Below are 20,764 nucleotides of genomic sequence, written 5' to 3' on the forward strand. Positions count from 1 at the left end.
AATTCTCGCATGCGAGGTTGGCTGCTCTGGATGTTGGCGCTCCTGGCGCTGCCCTCGTGGGCGGCGCACGGGCTGGGCATGGGTTACGAGCCCAAGTACCCGGCGTCGTTCACGCATTTCGACTACGTGAACCCCAACGCGCCCAAGGGCGGCGACCTGACCCTGTCGGCCGCCGGCAGCTTCGACAAGCTCAACCCCTTCACCCTGCGCGGCGTGCCCCCGGTGGGCATGGGCTACAGCGCCAACGGCTTCGTGTTCTCCGAGTACGGCCTGCTCTTCGACTCGCTGACCACGCCGAGCGAGGACGAGCCTTTCTCGCAGTACGGCCTGCTGGCCGAAGACATCCAGCTGGCGCCCGATCGCTTGAGCGTCACGTTCCGCTTGAACCCCAAGGCGCGCTTTTCCGATGGCTCGCCGGTGCTGGCGAAAGACGTGAAGTACTCCTTCGACACCCTGCGCAGCAAACTGGCCGGGCCGACCTTCCGCTCGTACTGGGCCGACATCAAGGAGGCCGTGGTGACGGGCGAGCGCACCATCCGCTTCGACTTCGTGCGCCAGAACGCCGAGCTGCACATGATCATCGGCGGGCTGCCGGTGTTCTCCAGCGCCTGGGGCAAGGGCAAGCCCTTCGACCAGATCGTGACCGAGCCGCCGATCGCGAGCGGGCCCTACGTGGTGGACAAGGTCGATTTCGGCAAGTTCATCTCGTACCGCCGGCGCCCGGACTACTGGGCCGCCAACCTGCCGGTGCGCAAGGGAATGTTCAACTACGACACGGTGTCGTACCAGTACTTCAAGGACGCGCTCGGAGAGGAAGAATCGCTCAAGGCCGGCGCCCTCGACGCGATGGAAGAGCGCTCGATCATCGCGTGGGTGCGCCGCTACAAGGGCCGCCGCTTCGACTCCGGCGAGCTGGTCAAGGAAGAGATCGCACACCGCCGCTTCACCGGCATGCAAGGCCTGGCGCCCAACCTGCGGCAGCCGCGCTTCGCCGACATGCGCGTGCGCAGGGCGCTGGCGCTGGCCTTCGACTTCGACTGGCTCAACGCCCACCTGTTCTACGGCCGCCGCGGGCGTACGCAGAGCTACTTCCAGAACAGCGACGACCTCATGGCTCAGCCCGAGGTCAGCCCCGAGGAGCAGGCGCTGATCGACAAGCTCAAGAACAAGCAGCGCTACCTCGACAACACGAAGGGCGAGCTGCCGCGCCCCGACAGCAGCGGCGACACCGCCGAAGGCCTGCGCCGCAACCTCGTGAAGGCACAGGAACTGCTCAAGGAGGCCGGCTGGACCTACCGCGACGGCGCGCTGCGCGACAAGGCCGGCACACCGTTCGTGATCACCATCGACATCGCCGACCGCAGCTCGGGCGTGGTGCTCGCGCCGTATGCGCGCAACCTCGGCAAGCTGGGCATCCGGCTCGACTACCGCCTGCGCGACCCGAGCCTGCTGAAGAAGAAGCTGGACGACTTCGACTTCGACATGGCCATCAGCCTCGTCGGCGGATCGTCGAGTCCGGGCAACGAGCTGTACGACGACTTCAGCTCGAAATCGGCGAGCGAGAAGGGCAGCCAGAACCTGAGCGGCATCAGCGATCCGGTGGTCGACGAGATCGTCGAGGTGATCGTCAACAGCCACGACCGCGCCTCGCTCGCCGCGGCCGCGCGGCTGCTGGACCGCTACTTGCTCCACCAGCACTACATGACCCCGATGTACTACGGCAAGCAGTATTTCATTGCCCACAAGCGAAAGCTGCGTCGACCGGACGCGCCCTTGCCGCAGCGCCTGCTGGCGGGGTCCGCGATGCTGACGATGTGGTGGATCGACCCGAGCGTCAAGTAGAAGAACACGCATGGCCGCCTACCTGATCCGACGCCTCCTGCTGATCATTCCCACGCTGTTCGGCGTGCTGCTGCTCAATTTCGCCATCGTGCAGTTCGTGCCCGGCGGTCCGGCCGAGCAGCTGCTCTCGCAACTCACCAACAAGGAGAACCGCATCTCGGGTGGCCCCACCGGCCGCACGCTCGACGCCAAGCAGGTGGCCGAGATCAAGGCGCTCTACGGTTTCGACAAGCCGGCCCCCGAGCGCTTCTGGCAGATGCTCAAGCAGTTCGCGCGCTTCGACCTGGGCAAGAGCTTCTTCCAGAGCAAGGACGTGTGGCAGCTCATCAAGGAGAAGCTGCCGGTCTCGATTAGCCTGGGGCTGTGGACCTTCTTCATCAGCTACCTCATCGCGGTGCCGCTGGGCGTGGCCAAGGCGGTGCGCGCGGGCTCGCGCTTCGACTTTTTCACGACGCTGCTCGTGCTCGTCGGCTACGCCATCCCGGGTTTCGTGCTGGGTGTGGCGCTGCTGGTGATCTTCGGCGGCCAACTGCAGTGGTTCCCGCTGCGCGGGCTGACCTCGCCGAACTGGGAGTCGCTGAGCTGGGGCGCCCGCATCGTCGACTACCTGTGGCACATCACCTTGCCGGTGACGGCCATGGTGCTGGGCAGCTTCGCGATCACCGCGATGCTCACCAAGAACTCCTTCCTGGAGGAAATCCGCAAGCAGTACGTGCTGACGGCGCGGGCCAAGGGGCTGGCCGAGCGGCAGGTGCTGTGGAAGCACGTGTTCCGCAATGCGCTGATCCCGATCATCACGGGCTTTCCGACGGCCTTCATCGGCGCCTTCTTCTCGGGCGCGCTGCTCATCGAGACGCTGTTCTCGCTCGACGGCATGGGCCTGCTGAGCTACGAGAGCGTGCTGCGGCGCGACTACCCGGTGTTCCTGGGCACGCTCTATCTGTTCACGCTGATCGGGCTGGTGACCAAGCTCATTTCCGATCTTTGCTACGTCTGGGTCGATCCGAGGGTGAAGTTTGACTGAAGCCGCTGCCGTGTCCCTGAGCCCCGGGCGCCGTGCCTGGCGCCGTTTCCGCCGCAACCCGCTGGGGTTCTGGAGCCTGGTCGTCTTCTCGGCGCTGGTGGTGCTGAGCCTGTTCGCCGACGTGCTCTCCACCGACAAGCCGTTGGTGGTGCGCTACGAGGGCCAGACCTACTTCCCCGTGCTGCGCGACTATTCCGAGAAGACCTTCGGCGGCGATTTCGAAACGCCGGCCGACTACCTCGACCCCTTCATCGAGCAGCGCATCACCCAGGGCGACAACTGGGCGCTGTATGCGCCCAACCGCTACGGCCCGGCCACACTCAACTACTTCTCGAAGCCGCCGAACCCCGCCGCGCCCTCGGCCGAGAACCTGCTCGGCACCGACGAGCGCGGGCGCGACCTGCTGGCCCAACTGATCTACGGCTTTCGCGTGAGCGTGCTGTTCGCGCTGGCGCTCACGGTGGTCGGCGTGGTGCTGGGCATCGCGACCGGCGCCGTGCAGGGCTTCTTCGGCGGCAAGATCGACCTGACCTTCCAGCGCCTGATCGAGATCTGGAGCGCGATGCCCGAGCTGTACCTGCTGATCATCTTCAGCGCGATCTTCACGCCGAGCGTGTCGCTGCTCTTGATCCTGCTGAGCCTCTTCGGCTGGATGGGCCTGTCGGACTACGTGCGCGCCGAGTTCCTGCGCAACCGCCAGATGGACTACGTGCGCGCCGCACGCGCGCTTGGCGTGGGCAACCTGCAGATCATGTGGCGCCACATCCTGCCCAACAGCATGGTGCCGGTCGTCACCTTTTTGCCATTCCGCATGAGCGCGGCCATCCTGGCGCTGACCTCGCTCGACTTCCTCGGCCTGGGTGTTCCGCCCGGCACGCCGTCGCTCGGTGAACTGCTGAGCCAGGGCAAGGGGAACATCGATGCGTGGTGGATCTCGCTGTCCACCTTCTGCGTGCTGGTTGTCACGCTGATGCTGCTGACCTTCATGGGCGACGCGCTGCGCGATGCGCTCGACCCCCGGAAGGCCGACAAATGACGACGACGCACGACACCAAGAACCCACCCCTGCTCGACGTGAGGGGGCTGAGTGTCTCGTTCAGCGGCAAGCCGGTGGTGCACGGCATCGACCTGCAGATCGCGGCGGGCGAAAAGCTCGCGCTGGTCGGCGAGTCGGGCTCGGGCAAGACGGTCACGGCGCTGTCGCTGCTGCGGCTGGTGCAGAACGCCGACCTTGGCGGGGTGGCGACCCTGTCGGGGGCGCAGGCGCAGCGCGGTGCGCGCGACCTGCTGTCGATCCCGGAGCGCGAGCTGCGCGGCATCCGCGGCAAGGAGATCGCGATGATCTTCCAGGAGCCGATGACCGCGCTCAATGCGCTGTACACCGTGGGCGACCAGATCGCCGAGGTGCTCGAGCTGCATGAAGGGCTGTCGGCCCGTGCGGCGCAAGAGGCTTCCGTGCAGCTGCTGGCCGACACCGGCATTCCCGAGCCGGCGCGGCGGGCGAGGTCGTATCCGCACCAGCTGTCGGGCGGGCAGCGCCAGCGCGCGATGATCGCGATGGCACTGGCCTGCAAGCCGCGTCTGCTGCTGGCCGACGAGCCGACCACGGCGCTCGACGTCACGGTGCGTGCGCAGATCCTCGAACTGCTGGCCGAGCTGCAGCGCAAGTACGGCATGGCCGTGCTGCTCATCACCCACGACCTGAACCTGGTGCGCCGCTTCGCCGACCGCGTGGCGGTGATGGAGCGCGGCCACATCGTCGAGCACGGCCCGGTGGGCACAGTGTTCGAAGCGCCGCAGCATGCCTACACCCGCAAGCTGATCGACAGCCATCCGGCGCGCGACGTGGCCGAGGCCGCCGCCGATGGCGCGGCGCTGCCGGTGCTCGAAGCCCGCGCGCTGCGTGTGAGCTATCCGGTGTCGCGCCCTGGCTTCGCGGGCTGGTTCCGCAAGGGCGAGTTCGTCGCCGTGCAGGGCGCCGATTTTCGGATCGCGCCGGGCGAAACGCTGGGCGTGGTCGGCGAATCGGGCTCGGGCAAGTCGACGCTGGCGCTGGCCGCGCTCGGCCTGCTCAAGCACCGGGGCGAACTGCAGGTGACGGGGAAGGGCTGGGCGGTGGACCGCGCCTCCGACCTGGCGCTGCGCCGCACCATGCAGGTGGTGTTCCAGGACCCGTTCTCGTCGCTGTCGCCGCGCATGACGGTCGAGCAGATCGTGGGCGAGGGGCTGCGCGTGCATGCGCCCGAGCTCGACACCGCCGCCCGACGGGTGCGCGCGCTCGCGGCGCTGGCGGACGTGGGGCTGAGCGAGGCGCAGTTTCCGGCGCTGCTCGACCGCTATCCGCACGAGTTCTCGGGCGGGCAGCGCCAGCGGCTGGCGATCGCCCGGGCGCTGATCGTCGATCCGCGGCTGCTGGTGCTCGACGAGCCCACCAGCGCGCTCGACGTGACCATCCAGAAGCAGGTGCTCGGCCTGCTGCAGCGGCTGCAGCGCGAACGGGGGCTGAGCTACCTGCTGATCACGCACGACGTCGAGGTGATCCGCGCGATGGCGCACCAGGTCATTGTGATGAAGGACGGCGCGATCCTCGAATCGGGCCCGGCCCTGCGCGTTCTCGACGCTCCCGAGCATCCCTACACACAGAAACTGGTGGCCGCGGCGCTGCTGGAATAGAACACGGAGATTGCAAGCAATGTCGGGAATCGGACACGACCGGCGCGGTGCCTGGCGCGCGGCGCTGGCCTGCATGGTCACGCTGGCGGTGGCCATGGGCCTGGGGCGCTTCGCCTTCACGCCCATGCTGCCCATCATGCTGAGCGAGGGAAAACTCGAGCTGGCCGGTGGAGGGCTGCTAGCGTCTCTTAATTATCTGGGCTATTTCTTCGGCGCGGTCAGCTGCGCGGCCATCGGCATCAAGGCGTCGAGCATGGTGCGTGGCGGCCTGCTGGCGACAGCGGCGTTGCTGGTCGGCATGGGACTGCTGCACAGCTTCATCGGGTGGGGCGTGCTGCGCGCGGCGGCCGGGGTGATGAGCGCCTGGGTCTTCGTGTTCGCCTCGGGCTGGGGGCTGCGCCGGCTGGCCGAGACGAATTCGCCCACGCTGGCCGGCGTGATCTACACCGGGCCGGGCATCGGGATCGCCATGACCGGGCTGCTGGGCGGGGCGCTGGGTCGCTGGGGTTCGGAGGCGGGCTGGATCGGCCTCGGCTTGCTGGCCGTGGTGCTGATCGCCGTGATCTGGCGGGTGTTCGATGACGGCGAGCGGGTAGGGGCGGTGGCGGGCGGGGCGGCGGCCAGTCCGGCCGCGACCGCTGGCGTCACCAGATCGGCCTCGGCGCGCAGTGATGCGGTCTGGCTGGTCGCGCTCTATGGGCTGGCAGGCTTTGGTTACATCATTACGGCCACCTTCCTGCCCGTGATTGCCCGGCAGGCGCTGCCGGGTTCGCCTTGGCCGGATTTCTTCTGGCCGTTGTTTGGCGCGGCCATCATTCCGGGCGCATTGATTGGCGCCCGCGCCCCGGTGCATTGGGACAACCGGCTGCTGCTGGCTGCCGCCTACGCATTGCAGGCCCTGGGCGTCGTGTTTTCAGTGGCCTGGCCGACCATTGTCGGTTTTGCGCTGGGCAGCCTGCTGCTCGGCATGCCTTTCACCGCCATCACGCTTTTCGCCATGCGGGAAGCTCGCCGGCTGCGCGGCAATGCGGCGGCCGGGCTGATCGGCTATGCCACGGCGTCCTACGGGGTGGGGCAGATCATCGGGCCGTTGTTTGCGGCGCCACTGGCGCAGCGCACGGGCTCTTTCCAGCTGCCTTTGCTGGTGGCCGCGGCCGCATTGGCATTGGGCGCGGTGCTGTTTGCCATGGTCTGGTCGAAATACAGGCGCCCGCTGGCCGCTTGAATACCGATGTCCTTCATTTATGCACGCGAATAGCATATAATTCGAGGCTCACGACCAAACGGGCGGGTACCAACCGCCCGTTTTTTTTGGTCTATGCATTCTCAAGCAGCAATTATTTGGCGTCGTGGCATCCGTGGTGGGCGGGTGCTGCGGCTTGGGCATTGATTCAGAAGGCGCTTTCAAACACGTGGCATTGCAGCAAACAGTAGAACAAACCGTGGCCGGTCTCGGCTACGACCTGGTCGAGGTCGAGCGCTCGGCCGGTGGATTGCTGCGCGTGACGATTGATTTGCCCTGGGCGCCCCCCACCTCTGAAGATGTGGCGGCCGGCGTGCCCGAACCCTTTGTGACGGTGGAAGACTGTGAAAAGGTCACGCGCCAGCTGCAATTCGCGCTGGAAGTCGATGCGGTCGATTACAAGCGGCTCGAGGTCTCCTCGCCCGGTATCGACCGTCCGCTGCGCAATGAACAGGATTTCGGGCGATTCGTGGGCGCGGTGATCGATATCACCCTCAAGGCGCCCATGGGCGCTGCGGCGGCGGGCCAGGTGTCGGCCACCCGCAAGAAGTTTCGCGGCACGCTGGAGCGTGCGGAGAGCGGTTCGGGTTGGCAGATCGTCTGGAGCGACGAGCCCAAGGCCAAGCCCGGTCAAAAAGTGAGCAAGAAGCGCGCGCCTGCACCGTTGCATGCGCTGGGCTTCGTATTGGACGAGCTGCGCGATGCGCGGCTCGCGCCGATTGTGGATTTCAAGGGCCGCAAGGCCAAAACCCAACCGGGTTTTTCGGATATTGACGGCGGAACGAACGTTTCGGACTGAACAAGAGGAGTGGTGGCATGAATCGCGAAATGTTGATGTTGGTGGATGCGATCTCGCGCGAGAAGAACGTCGAACGCGACGTGGTCTTCGGCGCGGTCGAATCCGCACTGGCGCAAGCCACCAAGAAGCTCCATCAGGGTGACGTGGATATCCGCGTGGCGGTCGATCGCGACAGCGGCGACTACGAAACTTTCCGCCGTTGGCACGTCGTTCCCGATGAAGCCGGCCTGCAGCTGCCCGACCAGGAAATCCTCCTGTTCGAGGCCAAGGAAGAAATGTCGGACATCGAAGTCGGCGAGTACATCGAGGAAGCGGTGGACTCGGTGCCGATCGGCCGCATCGGCGCCATGGCTGCCAAGCAGGTGATCCTGCAGAAGATCCGCGACGCCGAGCGCGAGATGCTGCTCAACGACTTCATGTCGCGCGGCGACAAGATCTTCGTGGGCACCGTCAAGCGCCTGGACAAGGGCGACATCATCGTGGAAGCCGGGCGCGTCGAAGGCCGCCTGCGCCGCAGCGAGATGATCGCCAAGGAGAACCTGCGCAACGGCGACCGCGTGCGTGCCATGATCATGGAGGTCGACCTGACGCTGCGCGGCGCGCCGATCATCCTGTCGCGCTCGGCCCCCGAGTTCATGATCGAGCTGTTCCGCCAGGAAGTGCCCGAGATCGAACAAGGCCTGCTCGAAATCAAGAGCTGCGCCCGCGACCCCGGCTCGCGCGCCAAGATCGCCGTGCTCTCACACGACAAGCGTGTCGACCCGATCGGCACCTGCGTCGGCGTGCGCGGCACCCGCGTCAACGCCGTGACGAACGAGCTCGCCGGCGAGCGCGTGGACATCGTGCTGTGGAGCGAAGACCCGGCCCAGTTCGTGATCGGCGCCCTGGCGCCGGCCAACGTCTCGTCGATCGTGGTTGACGAAGAAAAACACGCCATGGACGTGGTGGTCGACGAGGAAAACCTCGCGATCGCCATCGGTCGCGGCGGCCAGAACGTGCGTCTGGCTTCCGACCTCACCGGTTGGAAGATCAACATCATGGACGCCAACGAGTCGGCCCAGAAGCAGGCCGTCGAAACCGATACCAGCCGCAAGCTTTTCATGGAAAAGCTCGATGTCGACGAGGAAATCGCCGACATCCTGATTTCGGAAGGGTTCAACAGCCTCGAGGAGGTGGCCTATGTGCCGATCTCCGAGATGCTTGAGATCGAGGCCTTCGACGAAGACACCATCAATGAGCTGCGCGCCCGTGCAAAGGATGCGTTGCTGACCATGGAAATCGCCAAGGAAGAAGGCGTCGAAACCGTTTCGCAGAACCTGCGCGACCTCGAAGGCCTCAACCCCGACCTGATTCCCCAGTTGGCCGAAGCGGGTGTGAACACCCGTGACGACCTGGCCGACCTCGCGGTCGATGAACTCACCGAAATCACCGGCCTGAGCGCCGATGACGCCAAAGCCCTCATCTTGAAAGCCCGCGAACATTGGTTCGCCGGCCAAGAGTGACGGTATGGAGGCACGAAAGCAATATGTCCAGTACCACTGTCGCCGAGTTCGCGAACGAGCTCAAGAAGACTCCCGAAACCTTGCTTGACCAGCTCAAGAGCGCAGGCGTGCCCAAAGCGGCCGCCACCGATGCACTCACGGAGGCCGACAAGCAGCGCTTGCTCGGTTTCCTGAAGGCCAGCCACGGCACGGCCGAGCCCGAGCGCAAGAAGATCACGCTGACCAAGAAGTCGACCAGCGAGATCAAGCAGGCCGACGCCACCGGCCGCGCCCGCACCATCCAGGTCGAAGTGCGCAAGAAGCGCACCTTCATCCAGCGCGATGAAGGCCACCCGGCGACCGCCGAAGGCTCTCAGCAGCAGGCGGCCGAGACGTCCGCCGCGCCGAGCGCACCTCAGATCGACGAAGCCGAACTGGCCCGTCGCGAGGAAGACGCACGCCGACAGGCCGAGCTGATCCGCCGCCAGGAAGAAGAGCTGGCCGAGAAGCGTCGCCAGCGCGAAGAAACCGAAGCCCGCGAACGCGAGCAGGCCGAGAAGGCCGAGCGCGCCGAACAGGCCGAGCAGGAAGCTGCGCGCATCGCCGCCGAGAAGAAGGCCGCTGAAGCCGCCGCCGCTTCGGCCAAGGAAGCCGCGAAGCAGCCGGTGGCTGCTCCGGCCGCACCGGCCGCTGTGGCTGCCGCCGCTGCCGCTGCAGAAACTGCTGCCGTTGCCGAAAAGCAGGCTGCCGACACCAAGCTGGCCGCACAGAATGCTGCCACGCAAGCCAAGGAAGACGCCAAGGCCAAGGCCGCCGCCGAATCGAAGGCCCGTGCCGACGAAGAAGCCGCCCGCGCCAAGGACCTCGACGAGCGTCGCCGCAAGGCGCTCGCCGAAGCCGAGGCCATCCGCGCCATGATGAATGCACCGGCCCGCGTGCTGGTGCCGCACAAGGCGCCCGAGAAGCCGCAGCCTGAAAAGTCGGCGGTCAAGGGCACGCTGCACAAGCCGGCCACGCCGCCCGCACGTCCTGGCGCGCCTGCCGCGGCGGGTGCTGCAGCAGCACCTGGCGCAGCGGGTGCCGGCAAGGAAGTCAAGTCCGCCAAGCTCTCGTCGAGCTGGGCTGGCGATCCTGCCAAGAAGAAGGAAATCAAGACCCGCGGCGATGCCAGCGGCGGTGTCGGTCGCGGCAACTGGCGTGGAGGCCCGCGTGGCCGTCGCGGCAACGACCGTGGCGGTCATGACGAGCAACACGCACCGGCCGCACCGGTCGAGGCGCGCATTCTGGAAGTGCACGTGCCCGAGACCATCACGGTCGCCGAGCTCGCGCACAAGATGGCCGTGAAGGCACAGGAAGTCATCAAGCAGTTGATGAAGCTGGGCATGATGGCGACCATCAACCAGTCGCTCGACCAGGACACCGCGATGATCATCGTGGAGGAAATGGGCCACAACGCGGTGGTTGCCGCGCTGGACGACCCGGAAGCCTTCACCGACGAGGACGTGTCGGCGCAACAGGCGGAAGCCCTGCCGCGCGCACCGGTCGTGACCGTCATGGGTCACGTCGACCACGGCAAGACCTCGCTGCTGGACTACATCCGCCGCGCCAAGGTCGCTGCGGGCGAAGCCGGCGGCATCACGCAGCACATTGGTGCCTACCACGTCGAAACCGAACGCGGCATGGTGTCGTTCCTCGACACCCCGGGTCACGAGGCGTTCACCGCCATGCGTGCCCGCGGTGCACAGGCCACCGACATCGTGATCCTGGTGGTGGCGGCCGACGACGGCGTCATGCCCCAGACCAAGGAAGCCATCAAGCACGCGAAGGCGGCGGGTGTGCCGATCGTGGTTGCGATCAACAAGGTGGACAAGCCCGACGCCAACCTGGACCGCGTGAAGCAGGAACTGGTGGCCGAAGAGGTCGTGCCTGAAGAGTACGGCGGCGACGTGCCGTTCGTGCCGGTGTCGGCCAAGACCGGCCAGGGCATCGACGATCTGCTCGAGCAGGTACTGCTGCAAGCCGAAGTGCTGGAACTCAAGGCGCCGGTGGATGCCGCCGCCAAGGGCCTGGTCATCGAAGCGCAGCTCGACAAGGGCCGCGGCCCGGTCGCCACGGTGCTGGTGCAATCCGGCACGCTCAAGACCGGCGACGTGGTGCTGGCGGGTTCGACCTATGGCCGCGTGCGCGCCATGCTGGACGAAGACGGCAAGGCCACCAAGTCGGCAGGTCCGTCGATCCCGGTCGAAATCCAGGGTCTGACCGAAGTGCCGCAGGCGGGCGACGAGTTCATGGTGATGGCCGACGAGCGCCGTGCGCGCGAAATCGCGACCTACCGTGCGGGCAAGTTCCGCAACACCAAGCTGGCGAAGGCGCAAGCCGCGAACCTGCAGAACATGTTCACCGACCTGTCGGCGGGCGAAGTGCAGACGCTGCGCATCATCATCAAGGCCGACGTGCAGGGCTCGCAGGAAGCACTGGCCCAGTCGCTGCTCAAGCTGGCGACCGAAGAAGTCAAGGTGCAGATCGTGTACGCCGGCGTCGGCGGCATCAGCGAAAGCGACATCAACCTCGCGATCGCGTCGAAGGCTGTGGTCATCGGCTTCAACGTGCGGGCCGATGCCGGTGCGCGCAAGCTGGCCGAAGGCAATGGTGTGCAGCTGAACTACTACAGCATCATTTACGACGCTGTGGACGAGATCAAGGTTGCGATGTCGGGCATGCTGGCACCGGAGCGCCGCGAAGAGATCATCGGCTCGGCCGAGATCCGCACGGTGTTCGTGGCCTCGAAGATCGGCACCGTGGCCGGCTCGTACGTCACGTCGGGCTCGGTCAACCGCAGCGCGCATTTCCGCCTGCTGCGCGACAACGTGGTGATCTACACCGGCGAAGTCGACTCGATCAAGCGCATGAAGGACGATGTCCGCGAAGTCCGCGAAGGTTTTGAGTGCGGTATCAAGCTCAAGAACTACAACGACATCAAGGAAGGCGATCAGCTCGAGTTCTTCGAAATCAAGGAGATCGCGCGTACGTTGTAACGCGCGCCACGATATCGAGCTCATTGCCGCGTTGCCGCCGTCTTGCCGTACTGAAGTACTGTCTGCGACGGCGCGCCTTGCACTGAGCCCGATCTCGCGACGCTAGTGATTGATCAAATGCCCAAAAGAAAAGTTGCCGCACCCAACCGCGCCTTCAAGGTTGCCGACCAGATCCAGCGCGATCTGACGGAGCTGATCGCGCGCGAGTTGAAGGACCCGCGCGTGGGCATGGTCACGATCCAGGCGGTCGAGGTCACGCCCGACTATGCGCACGCGAAGATCTTCTTCAGCCTGCTCACAGGCGACGTGGCCGAGACCACCGAAGCGCTGAACCAGGCCGCAGGCTTCCTGCGCAACGGCCTGTTCAAACGCCTGCACATCCACACCGTGCCGACGCTGCACTTCCTGTTCGACCGCACCACCGAGCGTGCGGCCGACATGAATGCGCTCATCGCACAGGCCGTTGCTTCGCGCTCGAAAGACGACTAGCGATGAACGCGCCACGCACACGGGTGCAGCGGCGCCCTGTGCATGGGGTGTTGCTGCTCGACAAGCCGCTGGGGTTTTCCAGCAACCAGGCCTTGCAAAAGGCCAAGTGGTTGCTGCGCGCCGAAAAAGCGGGCCATACCGGCACGCTCGATCCGCTCGCCACGGGCGTGCTGCCGCTGTGTTTCGGCGCCGCCACCAAATTCAGCCAACTGCACCTCGACGCCGACAAGACGTACGAGGCGATTGCGCGCCTGGGCGTCAAGACCGCCACCGGTGACGCCGAAGGCGAGGTGATTGCCGAACGCCCGGTGCAGGTGTCGCCAGAAGACCTGGCCCGCGTCCAGGCACTGTTTACCGGCCCGATCCGCCAGGTGCCGCCGATGCACAGCGCGCTCAAGAAAGACGGCAAGGCGCTGTACGAGTACGCGCGCGAAGGCATCGAGGTCGAGCGTGCGCCGCGCGATGTCGTCATTCACCAGCTCGCGCTGACGCAGCTGGACGACACCCGCATCCGCATTGTTGCGAGCGTGAGCAAGGGCACCTACATTCGCACCCTGGGCGAGGACATCGGCGAGGCGCTGGGCTGCGGCGCGCACCTGACCTTCCTGCGCCGCACGGCCACGGGCGGTTTCGGGCAGGCGCAGTGCGTCACGATCGAGGCGCTCGAAGCCATGACCGAAGACGAGCGCCTGGCACGGCTGTTGCCTGCCGAAGCGCTGGTCGAGGGCCACAGCCGCGTCACGCTCGCCGCCGAAGATGCGGCACGTTTTCTTTCGGGCCTGCGCCGCCGCGGCGGCTGGGCCGATGCCGAGGCGGTGGCCGTGTTCGGCACCGACCCGCAGGCGTTCCTGGGCACCGCCCACGTGAGCGCCGGCGAACTGATCCCGGGGCGCTTGCTGAACCCCATCGAAATTCAGCAAATTCTTTTGAACGCACCACAGACCGAAGCGACACCATGAGTACCAAGCAAATCCGCAATATCGCCATCATTGCCCACGTGGACCATGGCAAGACCACCATGGTCGACCAGCTGCTGCGCCAGTCGGGCACCTTCGCCGATCACGAGAAGGTCGTCGACACGGTGATGGACAACAACGCCATCGAAAAGGAACGCGGCATCACCATCCTGGCCAAGAACTGCGCCGTGACCTGGGAAGGCACGCACATCAACATCGTCGACACCCCGGGCCACGCGGACTTCGGCGGTGAAGTGGAACGCGCGCTGTCGATGGTCGACGGCGTGGTGCTGCTGATCGACGCGCAGGAAGGCCCGATGCCCCAGACGCGTTTCGTGACCAAGAAGGCGCTGGCCCTGGGCCTGAAGCCAATCCTGGTCGTGAACAAGGTCGACAAGCCGGGCGCCAACCCCGACAAGGTCGTCAACGCCGCTTTCGACCTGTTCGACAAGCTCGGCGCGACCGACGAACAGCTCGACTTCCCCGTGGTGTACGCCTCGGGCATCAACGGCTGGTCGTCGCTCGAAGAAGGCGCACCCGGTGAGCAGTGGGGCCCCGACATGTCGGCCCTGTTCAACACCATCCTGAAGCACGTGCCGTCGCAAAAGGGTGACCCGAACGCGCCGCTGCAGCTGCAGATTTCCGCCCTCGACTTCTCGACCTTCGTGGGCCGCATCGGCGTGGGCCGCATCAGCCAGGGCACGCTCAAGCCCATGACCGACGTGCTGGTCATGGAAGGTCCGGACGGCAAGACCGTCAAGGGCCGCGTCAACCAGGTGCTGACCTTCCAGGGCCTGGACCGTGTGCAATCGACCGAAGCCGGCCCCGGTGAGATCGTGCTGATCAACGGCATCGCCGACATCGGCATCGGCGTCACCGTGACCGACAAGGACAAGCCTGCGCCGCTGCCCATGCTCAAGGTCGACGAGCCGACCCTGACCATGAACTTCTGCGTGAACACCAGCCCGCTGGCCGGCCGCGAAGGCAAGTTCGTGACCAGCCGCCAGATCTGGGACCGCCTGCAAAAGGAACTGCAGCACAACGTGGCACTGCGCGTGAGCGAGACCGACGAAGAAGGCATCTTCGAAGTCATGGGCCGCGGCGAACTGCACCTGACCATCCTGCTGGAAAACATGCGCCGCGAAGGCTATGAAATGGCCGTGTCGAAGCCGCGCGTGGTGTTCCGCACCGTGAACGGCGAAAAGCACGAGCCCATCGAATTGGTCACGGCCGACATCGAGGAAACCCACCAGGGTGGCGTGATGCAGGCATTGGGCGAACGCAAGGGCGAGCTGGTCAACATGGAACCGGACGGCCGTGGCCGCGTGCGCCTCGAGTACCGCATTCCGGCGCGTGGCCTGATCGGCTTCACGAACGAATTCCTGAACCTGACGCGCGGCTCGGGCCTCATCAGCAACATCTTCGACAGCTACGAAGCCCACAAGGGCGAGATCGGCAGCCGCAAGAACGGTGTGCTGATCTCGATGGACGACGGTGAAATCTTCACCTACGCGCTGGGCAAGCTGGACGACCGCGGCCGCATGTTCGTGAAGGCGAACGATCCGGTGTACGAAGGCATGATCGTCGGCATCCACAGCCGCGACAACGACCTGGTCGTGAACGCCACGCGCACCAAGCAGCTGACCAACTTCCGCGTGAGCGGCAAGGAAGACGCGATCAAGATCACGCCCCCGATCGACCTCACGCTGGAATACGGCGTCGAGTTCATCGAGGACGACGAGCTGGTCGAAATCACGCCCAAGAGCGTGCGCCTGCGCAAGCGTTTCCTGAAGGAAAGCGACCGCAAGCGCGCCGGCCGCGACACGTCGAACGGCTGATCGCCTTCGATCGGCCATGCGCCTGACGCACGGCGCCGCAGTCGGGCTGATGGTCGTCGTGACCCTCATGTGGGGCACGGCGGGCGTCGTCACGCGGCACCTGGCGCAGGCGCACAGTTTCGAGATCACCTTCTGGCGCAGCCTCTTCACGATGCTGGCGCTGCTGGTGATCTTGCCGCTTTGGCGGGGGCGGGCGGTGTTCTCGCAGCTGCGCCGCGGCGGGCACTCGCTCTGGATCTCGGGCGTCTGCTGGGCCGTGATGTTCACGGCCTTCATGGTGGCGCTGACGCTGACCTCCACCGCGAGCGTGCTGGTCACGATGGCGCTCGGGCCGCTCTTCACAGCACTCGCCGCGCGCCTCTTCATCGGGCACAAGCTGCCCGCGCGCACCTGGGCGGCCATCGTGGTTGCCGGGCTGGGCATCGGCTGGATGTACGGCACGCAACTGCTGGGCGGCGGCGGCGGGTCGCTCGTCGGCACGCTGGTGGCGCTGTGCGTGCCGCTGGCGGGCGCGACGCAATGGACCGTGGTCCAGCATGCGCACGCCAAGGGGCAGGAGGTCGATCTCGTGCCCGCGGTGCTGATCGGCGCAGCCCTCTGTGCGCTCGTCACCTTGCCGCTGGCCTGGCCGTTCCGCGCCGGCCTGCATGACCTGGGCCTGCTGGCCTTCCTGGGTGTCTTTCAGCTGGCGATTCCCTGCGTGCTCTCCGTGCTGTGCGCGCAGGTGCTCAAGGCACCCGAGGTGGCGTTGCTGGCGCTGCTCGAGGTGATCTTCGGCATCGCGCTGGCCTGGCTCGGCGCCGGGGAGACGCCTGCGGCCAGCGTGTTGACCGGCGGCGTGCTCGTGATCGGGGCGCTGGTGTTCAACGAGCTGCTCGCGCTGCGCGGGCGCCGCACCACGCTGGCGGACAGCGCGCTGCCGGGCGCGCACTGACCCTCCACTGGCCCTCAGCGGCCGAAGAGGTACCAGCCGATCACGATCGCGACGGCCACCACGATCATTCCGAAGTTGCGCCAGCTGGCTTGCTGGCTGCGCGCGAACTCTTTGAGCATGTCGGCGGTCTCCTGCTCGTCGGCGGCGACGATCGCCTGGGCCTCGTCGAGGATGCGCCGATGGTCGGCTGCCGTCGCAAAGGCCGGCTCGGCGGCGACACGGGCGCGTAGCGCTTCGAACGGTTCCGTATCGAGCAGGCCGTCGGTCACCAGCCAGCCCAGCGTGGGGCCCAGGGCGGCGGGCGCGCCGGTCAGAGGCGCGGCACGCAGCGCCAGGTCGCGGGTCTCGGTGTCGATCAGCCCTTCGTTGAACAGCGCAATCACGGCATCGTGCGTGATGCCGGTCTTGCCGAGGTCCAGCAGGTCGTCTGCGTCGTAGGCGATGTCTTCCGCTTCGGTGAACGCCGCGACCGCTGGCGATGCGTCTTCGAGGCGCTCCACGGCGGCATCGACTTCTTCCTCGGTGATCAGGTTCTTGAGGCGCATCCAGGCCAGCGCATGCGCGGGGCCAGGAATCGGCGGCAGGGCGCGGGCCTCGGGGTGCGCGAGCGCGGCGTCGTGCTGCGCGTCGGTGATGAGGCCGTGGGACACAAGCGCGTGGAAGGCGTCCGGGTGGGTGTCGGCAGAAGTCATCGGGCCATTCTGCCGTGCAGCATGAAAAAAGCCCCGGCGGATGCCGAGGCTTCGGTGGATGGAGGCGTCGGTTCAGACCGATGCCATCACATCAGCGGCATCAGGGACGGGCGACCTTCCAGGCGCCGTTGGCCACGCCGTCACCGGTTTTGTCACCGGCCTTGGTGTCCTTGGCCCAGTAGTACAGCGGCCAGCCCTTGTAGGCCCACTGCTTCTTGCCATCTTCACGCACGACGATGGTGTAGCCGCCCATGGGCTTGGCGGCATCGGCCACGCCGAGCGGCGGCCAGTTGGTGGCGCATTGGCCGTTGCAGGCCGAGGTGCCGGCATTGGCGGTGTCACGGGCGAAGGTGTAGAGCGTCATGCCGTTCGGGCCGACCAGCACGCCGTCGGCGGTGCGGGTGGGCGTGTCGGGCGCTCCAGCGGTCTTGGTGGACATGCCGCCGCAGCCGGCGAGCAGAGCCGCTGCGAGGATCGAGGCGCTGAGCAATTTCATGCAGTTTCTCCTTCAGTTGAAAAATCAATCGCGAAAACAAGCCAGGTGAATGCGCGAACCGGCAGTTTATGCCGTCGCTACGATAACTCGCGGTAGGCCAGGGTCGCGAGTCTCAGCAGCGCATCGCGCGGCAGGCGACCGGCCACGGCATAGCCGAAACCCCGGTCGACCCAGTAAAAGCTCGGCACGGCGCCGCCCGAGGCAAAACGGAAGGCGGTTTCGCGCGAGGAAGCGGCATCCGCGGCCTGTGCGTCGAGCGTGCCGATGTAGAGCGTGATGCGTTCGCCCGCCGCGTCTTCGAACATGAACTGCGCGCGAGCGCCGGTTTCGCCGGGCAGCAGGCGCCCGCCGACCAGCGTGTAGCCGAGCGAGGACAGGTCGGGTACCTTGAGCGGGTGGTCCAGGCGCTTGGACAGCCACTGCACCAGGTGCTGCTGCTCGGCGGCGGCCACCTCGACGGGGTGCCGTTTCTCGGGGGTGTAGACGACGTGGGCCACCGAGGCATCGCGCACGAACTCGCGCACGGCCGGTGCGCGCGCCAGGGCGGCCCCGGAGGCATGCGGCGCGCCCGACCACTGGGCATTGCCGATCCATCCTGCGGTGAAGGCGATCAACAGGCCTGCGGCCATGCCGCCCCAGCGCAGCCAGAGGGCAGAACGACTGGTTTCGGCGCGACGCCGTTCGAGCACGCCTATCAGCGGCGCCGGCACGGGCTCGTCGAGCAGAACGCCGTGCAGGCGACGCAAGGCGTCGCGCTGGGCATGCCAGGCCGCCACGCGGGCCGCCACGGCCGGATCGCGCGCGATCGCATCCTCGACCGCTTCACGGCGTTCCGGCGGCAACTGGCCGTCGACCCAGGCGTGCAGTTCGTCGTCGGTGGGGGGCAGGGTGGGGCGGTTCATGGCGGGGTGCTTCACGTCACTTGAGGCGGCGCAGGCCGGGGCGGCTGGGCGCGGCGGCGCCGTCCATCAGCTCCTGCAGACGAAGGCGGGCGCGCGAGAGGCGCGACATCACGGTGCCGATCGGAATGCCGAGCACCTTCGCCACCTCGGCGTAGGACAGGTCTTCGAGCGTCACCAGCAGCAGCACGGCACGCTGCTCTTCGGGCAGTTGCATCAGGCAGCGCTGCAGGTCGAGGCCGAGGCCCGGATCGGCGCCGCCCTGCAGCTGCTCGGGCGCCACGTCGTCCAGCGGTACGACCGCATGCGGCGGCGGCCGTCGCCGCACCTGGCTGGCGAATAGGTTGTGCATGACCGTGAAGAGCCAGGCGCGCAGGTCGGTGCCCACCACCCAGAGCCGCCACTTGCCGCAGGCGCGCTCGAGCGTGTCCTGCACCAGGTCGTCGGCCGCCCAGGCATTGCCCGTGAGCGCGCGCGCATAGCGGCGCAGGCTCGGGATGTGCTCGACCAGCAGGCGGGCGTCCATGGGTAGGCCGGGAGCCTGTCCGTCTCAGGGCTTGGCGGTTTTCCAGGTGCCGTTGACGCCGTCGCCGGTCTTGTCGCCCGGCTTGGTGTCCTTCACCCAGTAGTACAGCGGCCAGCCCTTGGCGGCCCATTGCTTCTTGCCGTCGTCGCGCGTGACGATGGTGAAGTCGCCGCTCGGCTTGTCGCTGTCGGCCGCCATGAAGGGCGGCCAGTTGGTGGCGCAGCCGCCGTTGCAGGCCGACTTGCCGTTGCCGGCTGTGTCCTTGTCGAAGGTGTAGAGCGTCATGCCGTTCGCGCCGACCAGTGCGCCATCGGCGGCCTTGGGCTGGGCGAACGCGGGGAGGGCGAGCAGGCTGCCGAGCAGTGCGGCGGCGATGCCGACGGAGGACATGCGAAGAGGCGACATGGAAAGACTCCTGGGTTGATGGCATCGACGATCGATGACACCGCACAAACGCCCGCAGAGCGCGTTTTATTCCATGCCGCCCGAAAAAAGAATGATCAGCGGTTGCGGCTCTTCATCGCGCGCTCGACTTCGCGCTTGCCTTCGCGGTCCTTGATGGTGTCGCGCTTGTCGTGCTCGGCCTTGCCCTTGGCGAGCGCGATGTCGCACTTCACCTTGCCGGCCTTCCAGTGCAGGTTCAGCGGCACCAGCGTGTAGCCCTTTTGTTCGACCTTGCCGACCAGCCGCTTGATCTCTTCCTTGTGCAGCAGCAACTTCTTGGTGCGGATCGAGTCAGGATTGACGTGCGTCGAGGCGCTCTTGAGCGGATTGATCTGCAGGCCCACGACGAACAGTTCGCCGTCGCGGATCACCACGTAGCCGTCGGTCAGCTGCACCTTGCCTTCGCGCAGCGATTTGACTTCCCAACCCTCGAGGACCAGGCCGGCCTCGAAGCGTTCTTCGAAGAAATAGTTGTAGGCGGCCTTCTTGTTGTCGGCGATGCGGGAGGAGGTGTCTTGTTTTTTGGTGGCCATGGCTCGAGAAGTTGGGGGCGCATGGCTTCAATACAATCCGTCGCGCACGCGGTGCCGATTCTATGAAAACAGTCCACAAGTCCGTCCTCATCTGGTACAGCGCCGAAGAAATGTACGCGCTCGTCACCGATGTGGCGAAGTACCCGCAGTTTCTGCCCTGGTGCAACAAGTCGCGCGTCATCGAGCAGGATGACGGCGGCATGACCGCCGAAGTCGGCTTGGCGTTCGCCGGGCTGCACCAGAGTTTCACCACCCGCAACACGCACATCGCAGGCCGCGAAGTGCAGCTGAAGCTGGTCGACGGGCCGTTCTCCAACCTCGACGGCACCTGGAAATTCCACCCCGTGGGCGAGCAGGGCGAACGCGCCTGCCGCGTCGAGCTGCAGATGAGCTACGGCTTCAGCAACTTCGCGCTGCAGGCCATGGTGGGGCCGGTGTTCGACACCATCGCATCGAGCCTGGTCGAGGCCTTCGTCAAGCGCGCCGAACAGGTCTACGGCGAAGGCTGATGGCCGACAGCCGCATCGAGGTCACGCTGAGCTGTTCGCCGGCGGCGCGCGAGGTGTTCGAGCAGGTCCTGCTGCTCGCGCCCGGCACCGCGGTGAGCGAGGCGGTGAAGGCCAGCGATCTCACACAGCGCTTTCCCGATCTGGACTGGCGGCACACCATGACGCCGGGTGTCTGGGGCAGGGCGGTGGCGTGGGAGCAGCCGCTGAAGGATGGTGATCGCATCGAGCTGTGCCGGCCGCTCACGGTCGATCCGAAGGTGGCGCGGCGTGAACGCTTCCAGCGTCAGGGCGCGCGCGGCACGGGCCTGTTCGCGAACAAGCGCAAGGGCGGCAAGGACGGCTACTGAGCCG

General features: G+C 66.4%; 20 protein-coding genes. 14 read left to right on the top strand and 6 right to left on the bottom strand.

Annotated features, from left to right (window positions below; all coding sequences use genetic code 11):
- Nucleotides 1-9 precede the first annotated feature (9 nt).
- The 12 genes from AC3WQM_RS03785 (at nt 10) to AC3WQM_RS03840 (ending at nt 16,314) form a co-directional block, all read left to right on the top strand.
- The gene (locus AC3WQM_RS03785; RefSeq protein ID WP_492676990.1) at nt 10-1,842 is read left to right on the top strand and encodes an extracellular solute-binding protein; all 1,833 of its coding nucleotides are present in this window, start codon (nt 10-12) and stop codon (nt 1,840-1,842) included.
- 10 nt (nt 1,843-1,852) lie between these two features.
- The gene (locus AC3WQM_RS03790) at nt 1,853-2,866 is read left to right on the top strand and encodes a microcin C ABC transporter permease YejB (protein ID WP_099789303.1); all 1,014 of its coding nucleotides are present in this window, start codon (nt 1,853-1,855) and stop codon (nt 2,864-2,866) included.
- On the top strand, nt 2,859-3,902 hold the full coding sequence (locus AC3WQM_RS03795) for an ABC transporter permease (RefSeq protein ID WP_492676991.1): 1,044 nt from the start codon (nt 2,859-2,861) through the stop codon (nt 3,900-3,902). The genes AC3WQM_RS03790 and AC3WQM_RS03795 overlap by 8 nt, the downstream gene beginning before the upstream one ends.
- Nucleotides 3,899-5,539, top strand: a complete 1,641-nt coding sequence (locus AC3WQM_RS03800; RefSeq protein ID WP_492676992.1) for an ABC transporter ATP-binding protein — start codon at nt 3,899-3,901, stop codon at nt 5,537-5,539. The genes AC3WQM_RS03795 and AC3WQM_RS03800 overlap by 4 nt, the downstream gene beginning before the upstream one ends.
- Nucleotides 5,540-5,558: 19 nt before the next feature.
- Nucleotides 5,559-6,764 (top strand): YbfB/YjiJ family MFS transporter, encoded by a 1,206-nt coding sequence (locus AC3WQM_RS03805; protein WP_492676993.1) that lies wholly within the window; start codon nt 5,559-5,561, stop codon nt 6,762-6,764.
- Nucleotides 6,765-6,951: 187 nt separating this feature from the next.
- Nucleotides 6,952-7,581, top strand: a complete 630-nt coding sequence (gene rimP, locus AC3WQM_RS03810) for a ribosome maturation factor RimP (RefSeq protein WP_492676994.1) — start codon at nt 6,952-6,954, stop codon at nt 7,579-7,581.
- 17 nt (nt 7,582-7,598) lie between these two features.
- A complete protein-coding gene (gene nusA, locus AC3WQM_RS03815) occupies nt 7,599-9,083 on the top strand; it encodes a transcription termination factor NusA (protein WP_487846889.1) in 1,485 nt (494 codons plus the stop codon).
- A 23-nt stretch (nt 9,084-9,106) separates the two neighbouring features.
- Nucleotides 9,107-12,097, top strand: coding sequence for a translation initiation factor IF-2 (infB, locus tag AC3WQM_RS03820; protein WP_489056686.1), 2,991 nt, complete (start codon nt 9,107-9,109; stop codon nt 12,095-12,097).
- A gap of 117 nt (nt 12,098-12,214) precedes the next feature.
- Complete coding sequence (gene rbfA / locus AC3WQM_RS03825) at nt 12,215-12,586, top strand: 30S ribosome-binding factor RbfA (protein ID WP_492676995.1); 372 nt, start codon at nt 12,215-12,217, stop codon at nt 12,584-12,586.
- Between the two features lie 2 nt (nt 12,587-12,588).
- Nucleotides 12,589-13,545 (top strand): tRNA pseudouridine(55) synthase TruB, encoded by a 957-nt coding sequence (truB, locus tag AC3WQM_RS03830; RefSeq protein WP_492676996.1) that lies wholly within the window; start codon nt 12,589-12,591, stop codon nt 13,543-13,545.
- Nucleotides 13,542-15,380, top strand: a complete 1,839-nt coding sequence (gene typA, locus AC3WQM_RS03835; RefSeq protein WP_489056689.1) for a translational GTPase TypA — start codon at nt 13,542-13,544, stop codon at nt 15,378-15,380. The genes truB and typA overlap by 4 nt, the downstream gene beginning before the upstream one ends.
- A gap of 16 nt (nt 15,381-15,396) precedes the next feature.
- Nucleotides 15,397-16,314 carry a DMT family transporter gene (locus AC3WQM_RS03840; RefSeq protein WP_492676997.1) on the top strand — a complete coding sequence of 306 codons (918 nt, stop codon included), beginning with the start codon at nt 15,397-15,399 and terminating at the stop codon, nt 16,312-16,314.
- Nucleotides 16,315-16,328: 14 nt separating this feature from the next.
- Here the strand turns inward: AC3WQM_RS03840 and AC3WQM_RS03845 are convergent, their stop codons facing one another.
- The 6 genes from AC3WQM_RS03845 to smpB form a co-directional block, all read right to left on the bottom strand.
- On the bottom strand, nt 16,329-17,006 hold the full coding sequence (locus AC3WQM_RS03845; RefSeq protein ID WP_492676998.1) for a hypothetical protein: 678 nt from the start codon (nt 17,004-17,006) through the stop codon (nt 16,329-16,331).
- A gap of 100 nt (nt 17,007-17,106) precedes the next feature.
- Nucleotides 17,107-17,502, bottom strand: coding sequence for a COG4315 family predicted lipoprotein (locus AC3WQM_RS03850; protein WP_119556624.1), 396 nt, complete (start codon nt 17,500-17,502; stop codon nt 17,107-17,109).
- 77 nt (nt 17,503-17,579) lie between these two features.
- Nucleotides 17,580-18,404: an anti-sigma factor family protein gene (locus tag AC3WQM_RS03855; RefSeq protein WP_492676999.1), complete on the bottom strand. Its 825-nt coding sequence runs from the start codon at nt 18,402-18,404 to the stop codon at nt 17,580-17,582.
- A gap of 16 nt (nt 18,405-18,420) precedes the next feature.
- Nucleotides 18,421-18,927, bottom strand: coding sequence for an RNA polymerase sigma factor (locus tag AC3WQM_RS03860; protein ID WP_492677000.1), 507 nt, complete (start codon nt 18,925-18,927; stop codon nt 18,421-18,423).
- A 24-nt stretch (nt 18,928-18,951) separates the two neighbouring features.
- A complete protein-coding gene (locus AC3WQM_RS03865) occupies nt 18,952-19,332 on the bottom strand; it encodes a COG4315 family predicted lipoprotein (RefSeq protein ID WP_492677001.1) in 381 nt (126 codons plus the stop codon).
- Nucleotides 19,333-19,427: 95 nt separating this feature from the next.
- Nucleotides 19,428-19,904: an SsrA-binding protein SmpB gene (gene smpB / locus AC3WQM_RS03870; RefSeq protein ID WP_099789277.1), complete on the bottom strand. Its 477-nt coding sequence runs from the start codon at nt 19,902-19,904 to the stop codon at nt 19,428-19,430.
- 62 nt (nt 19,905-19,966) lie between these two features.
- Here smpB and AC3WQM_RS03875 point away from each other — a divergent pair, with 62 nt between their 5' ends.
- Both AC3WQM_RS03875 and AC3WQM_RS03880 read left to right on the top strand, forming a co-directional pair.
- Nucleotides 19,967-20,413, top strand: coding sequence for a type II toxin-antitoxin system RatA family toxin (locus AC3WQM_RS03875; RefSeq protein ID WP_492677002.1), 447 nt, complete (start codon nt 19,967-19,969; stop codon nt 20,411-20,413).
- The gene (locus tag AC3WQM_RS03880) at nt 20,413-20,760 is read left to right on the top strand and encodes an RnfH family protein (protein ID WP_492677003.1); all 348 of its coding nucleotides are present in this window, start codon (nt 20,413-20,415) and stop codon (nt 20,758-20,760) included. Before AC3WQM_RS03875 ends, AC3WQM_RS03880 begins: the two co-directional genes overlap by 1 nt.
- Nucleotides 20,761-20,764 lie beyond the last annotated feature (4 nt).

Source organism: Variovorax sp. FW301-JW7 (assembly GCF_058788795.1).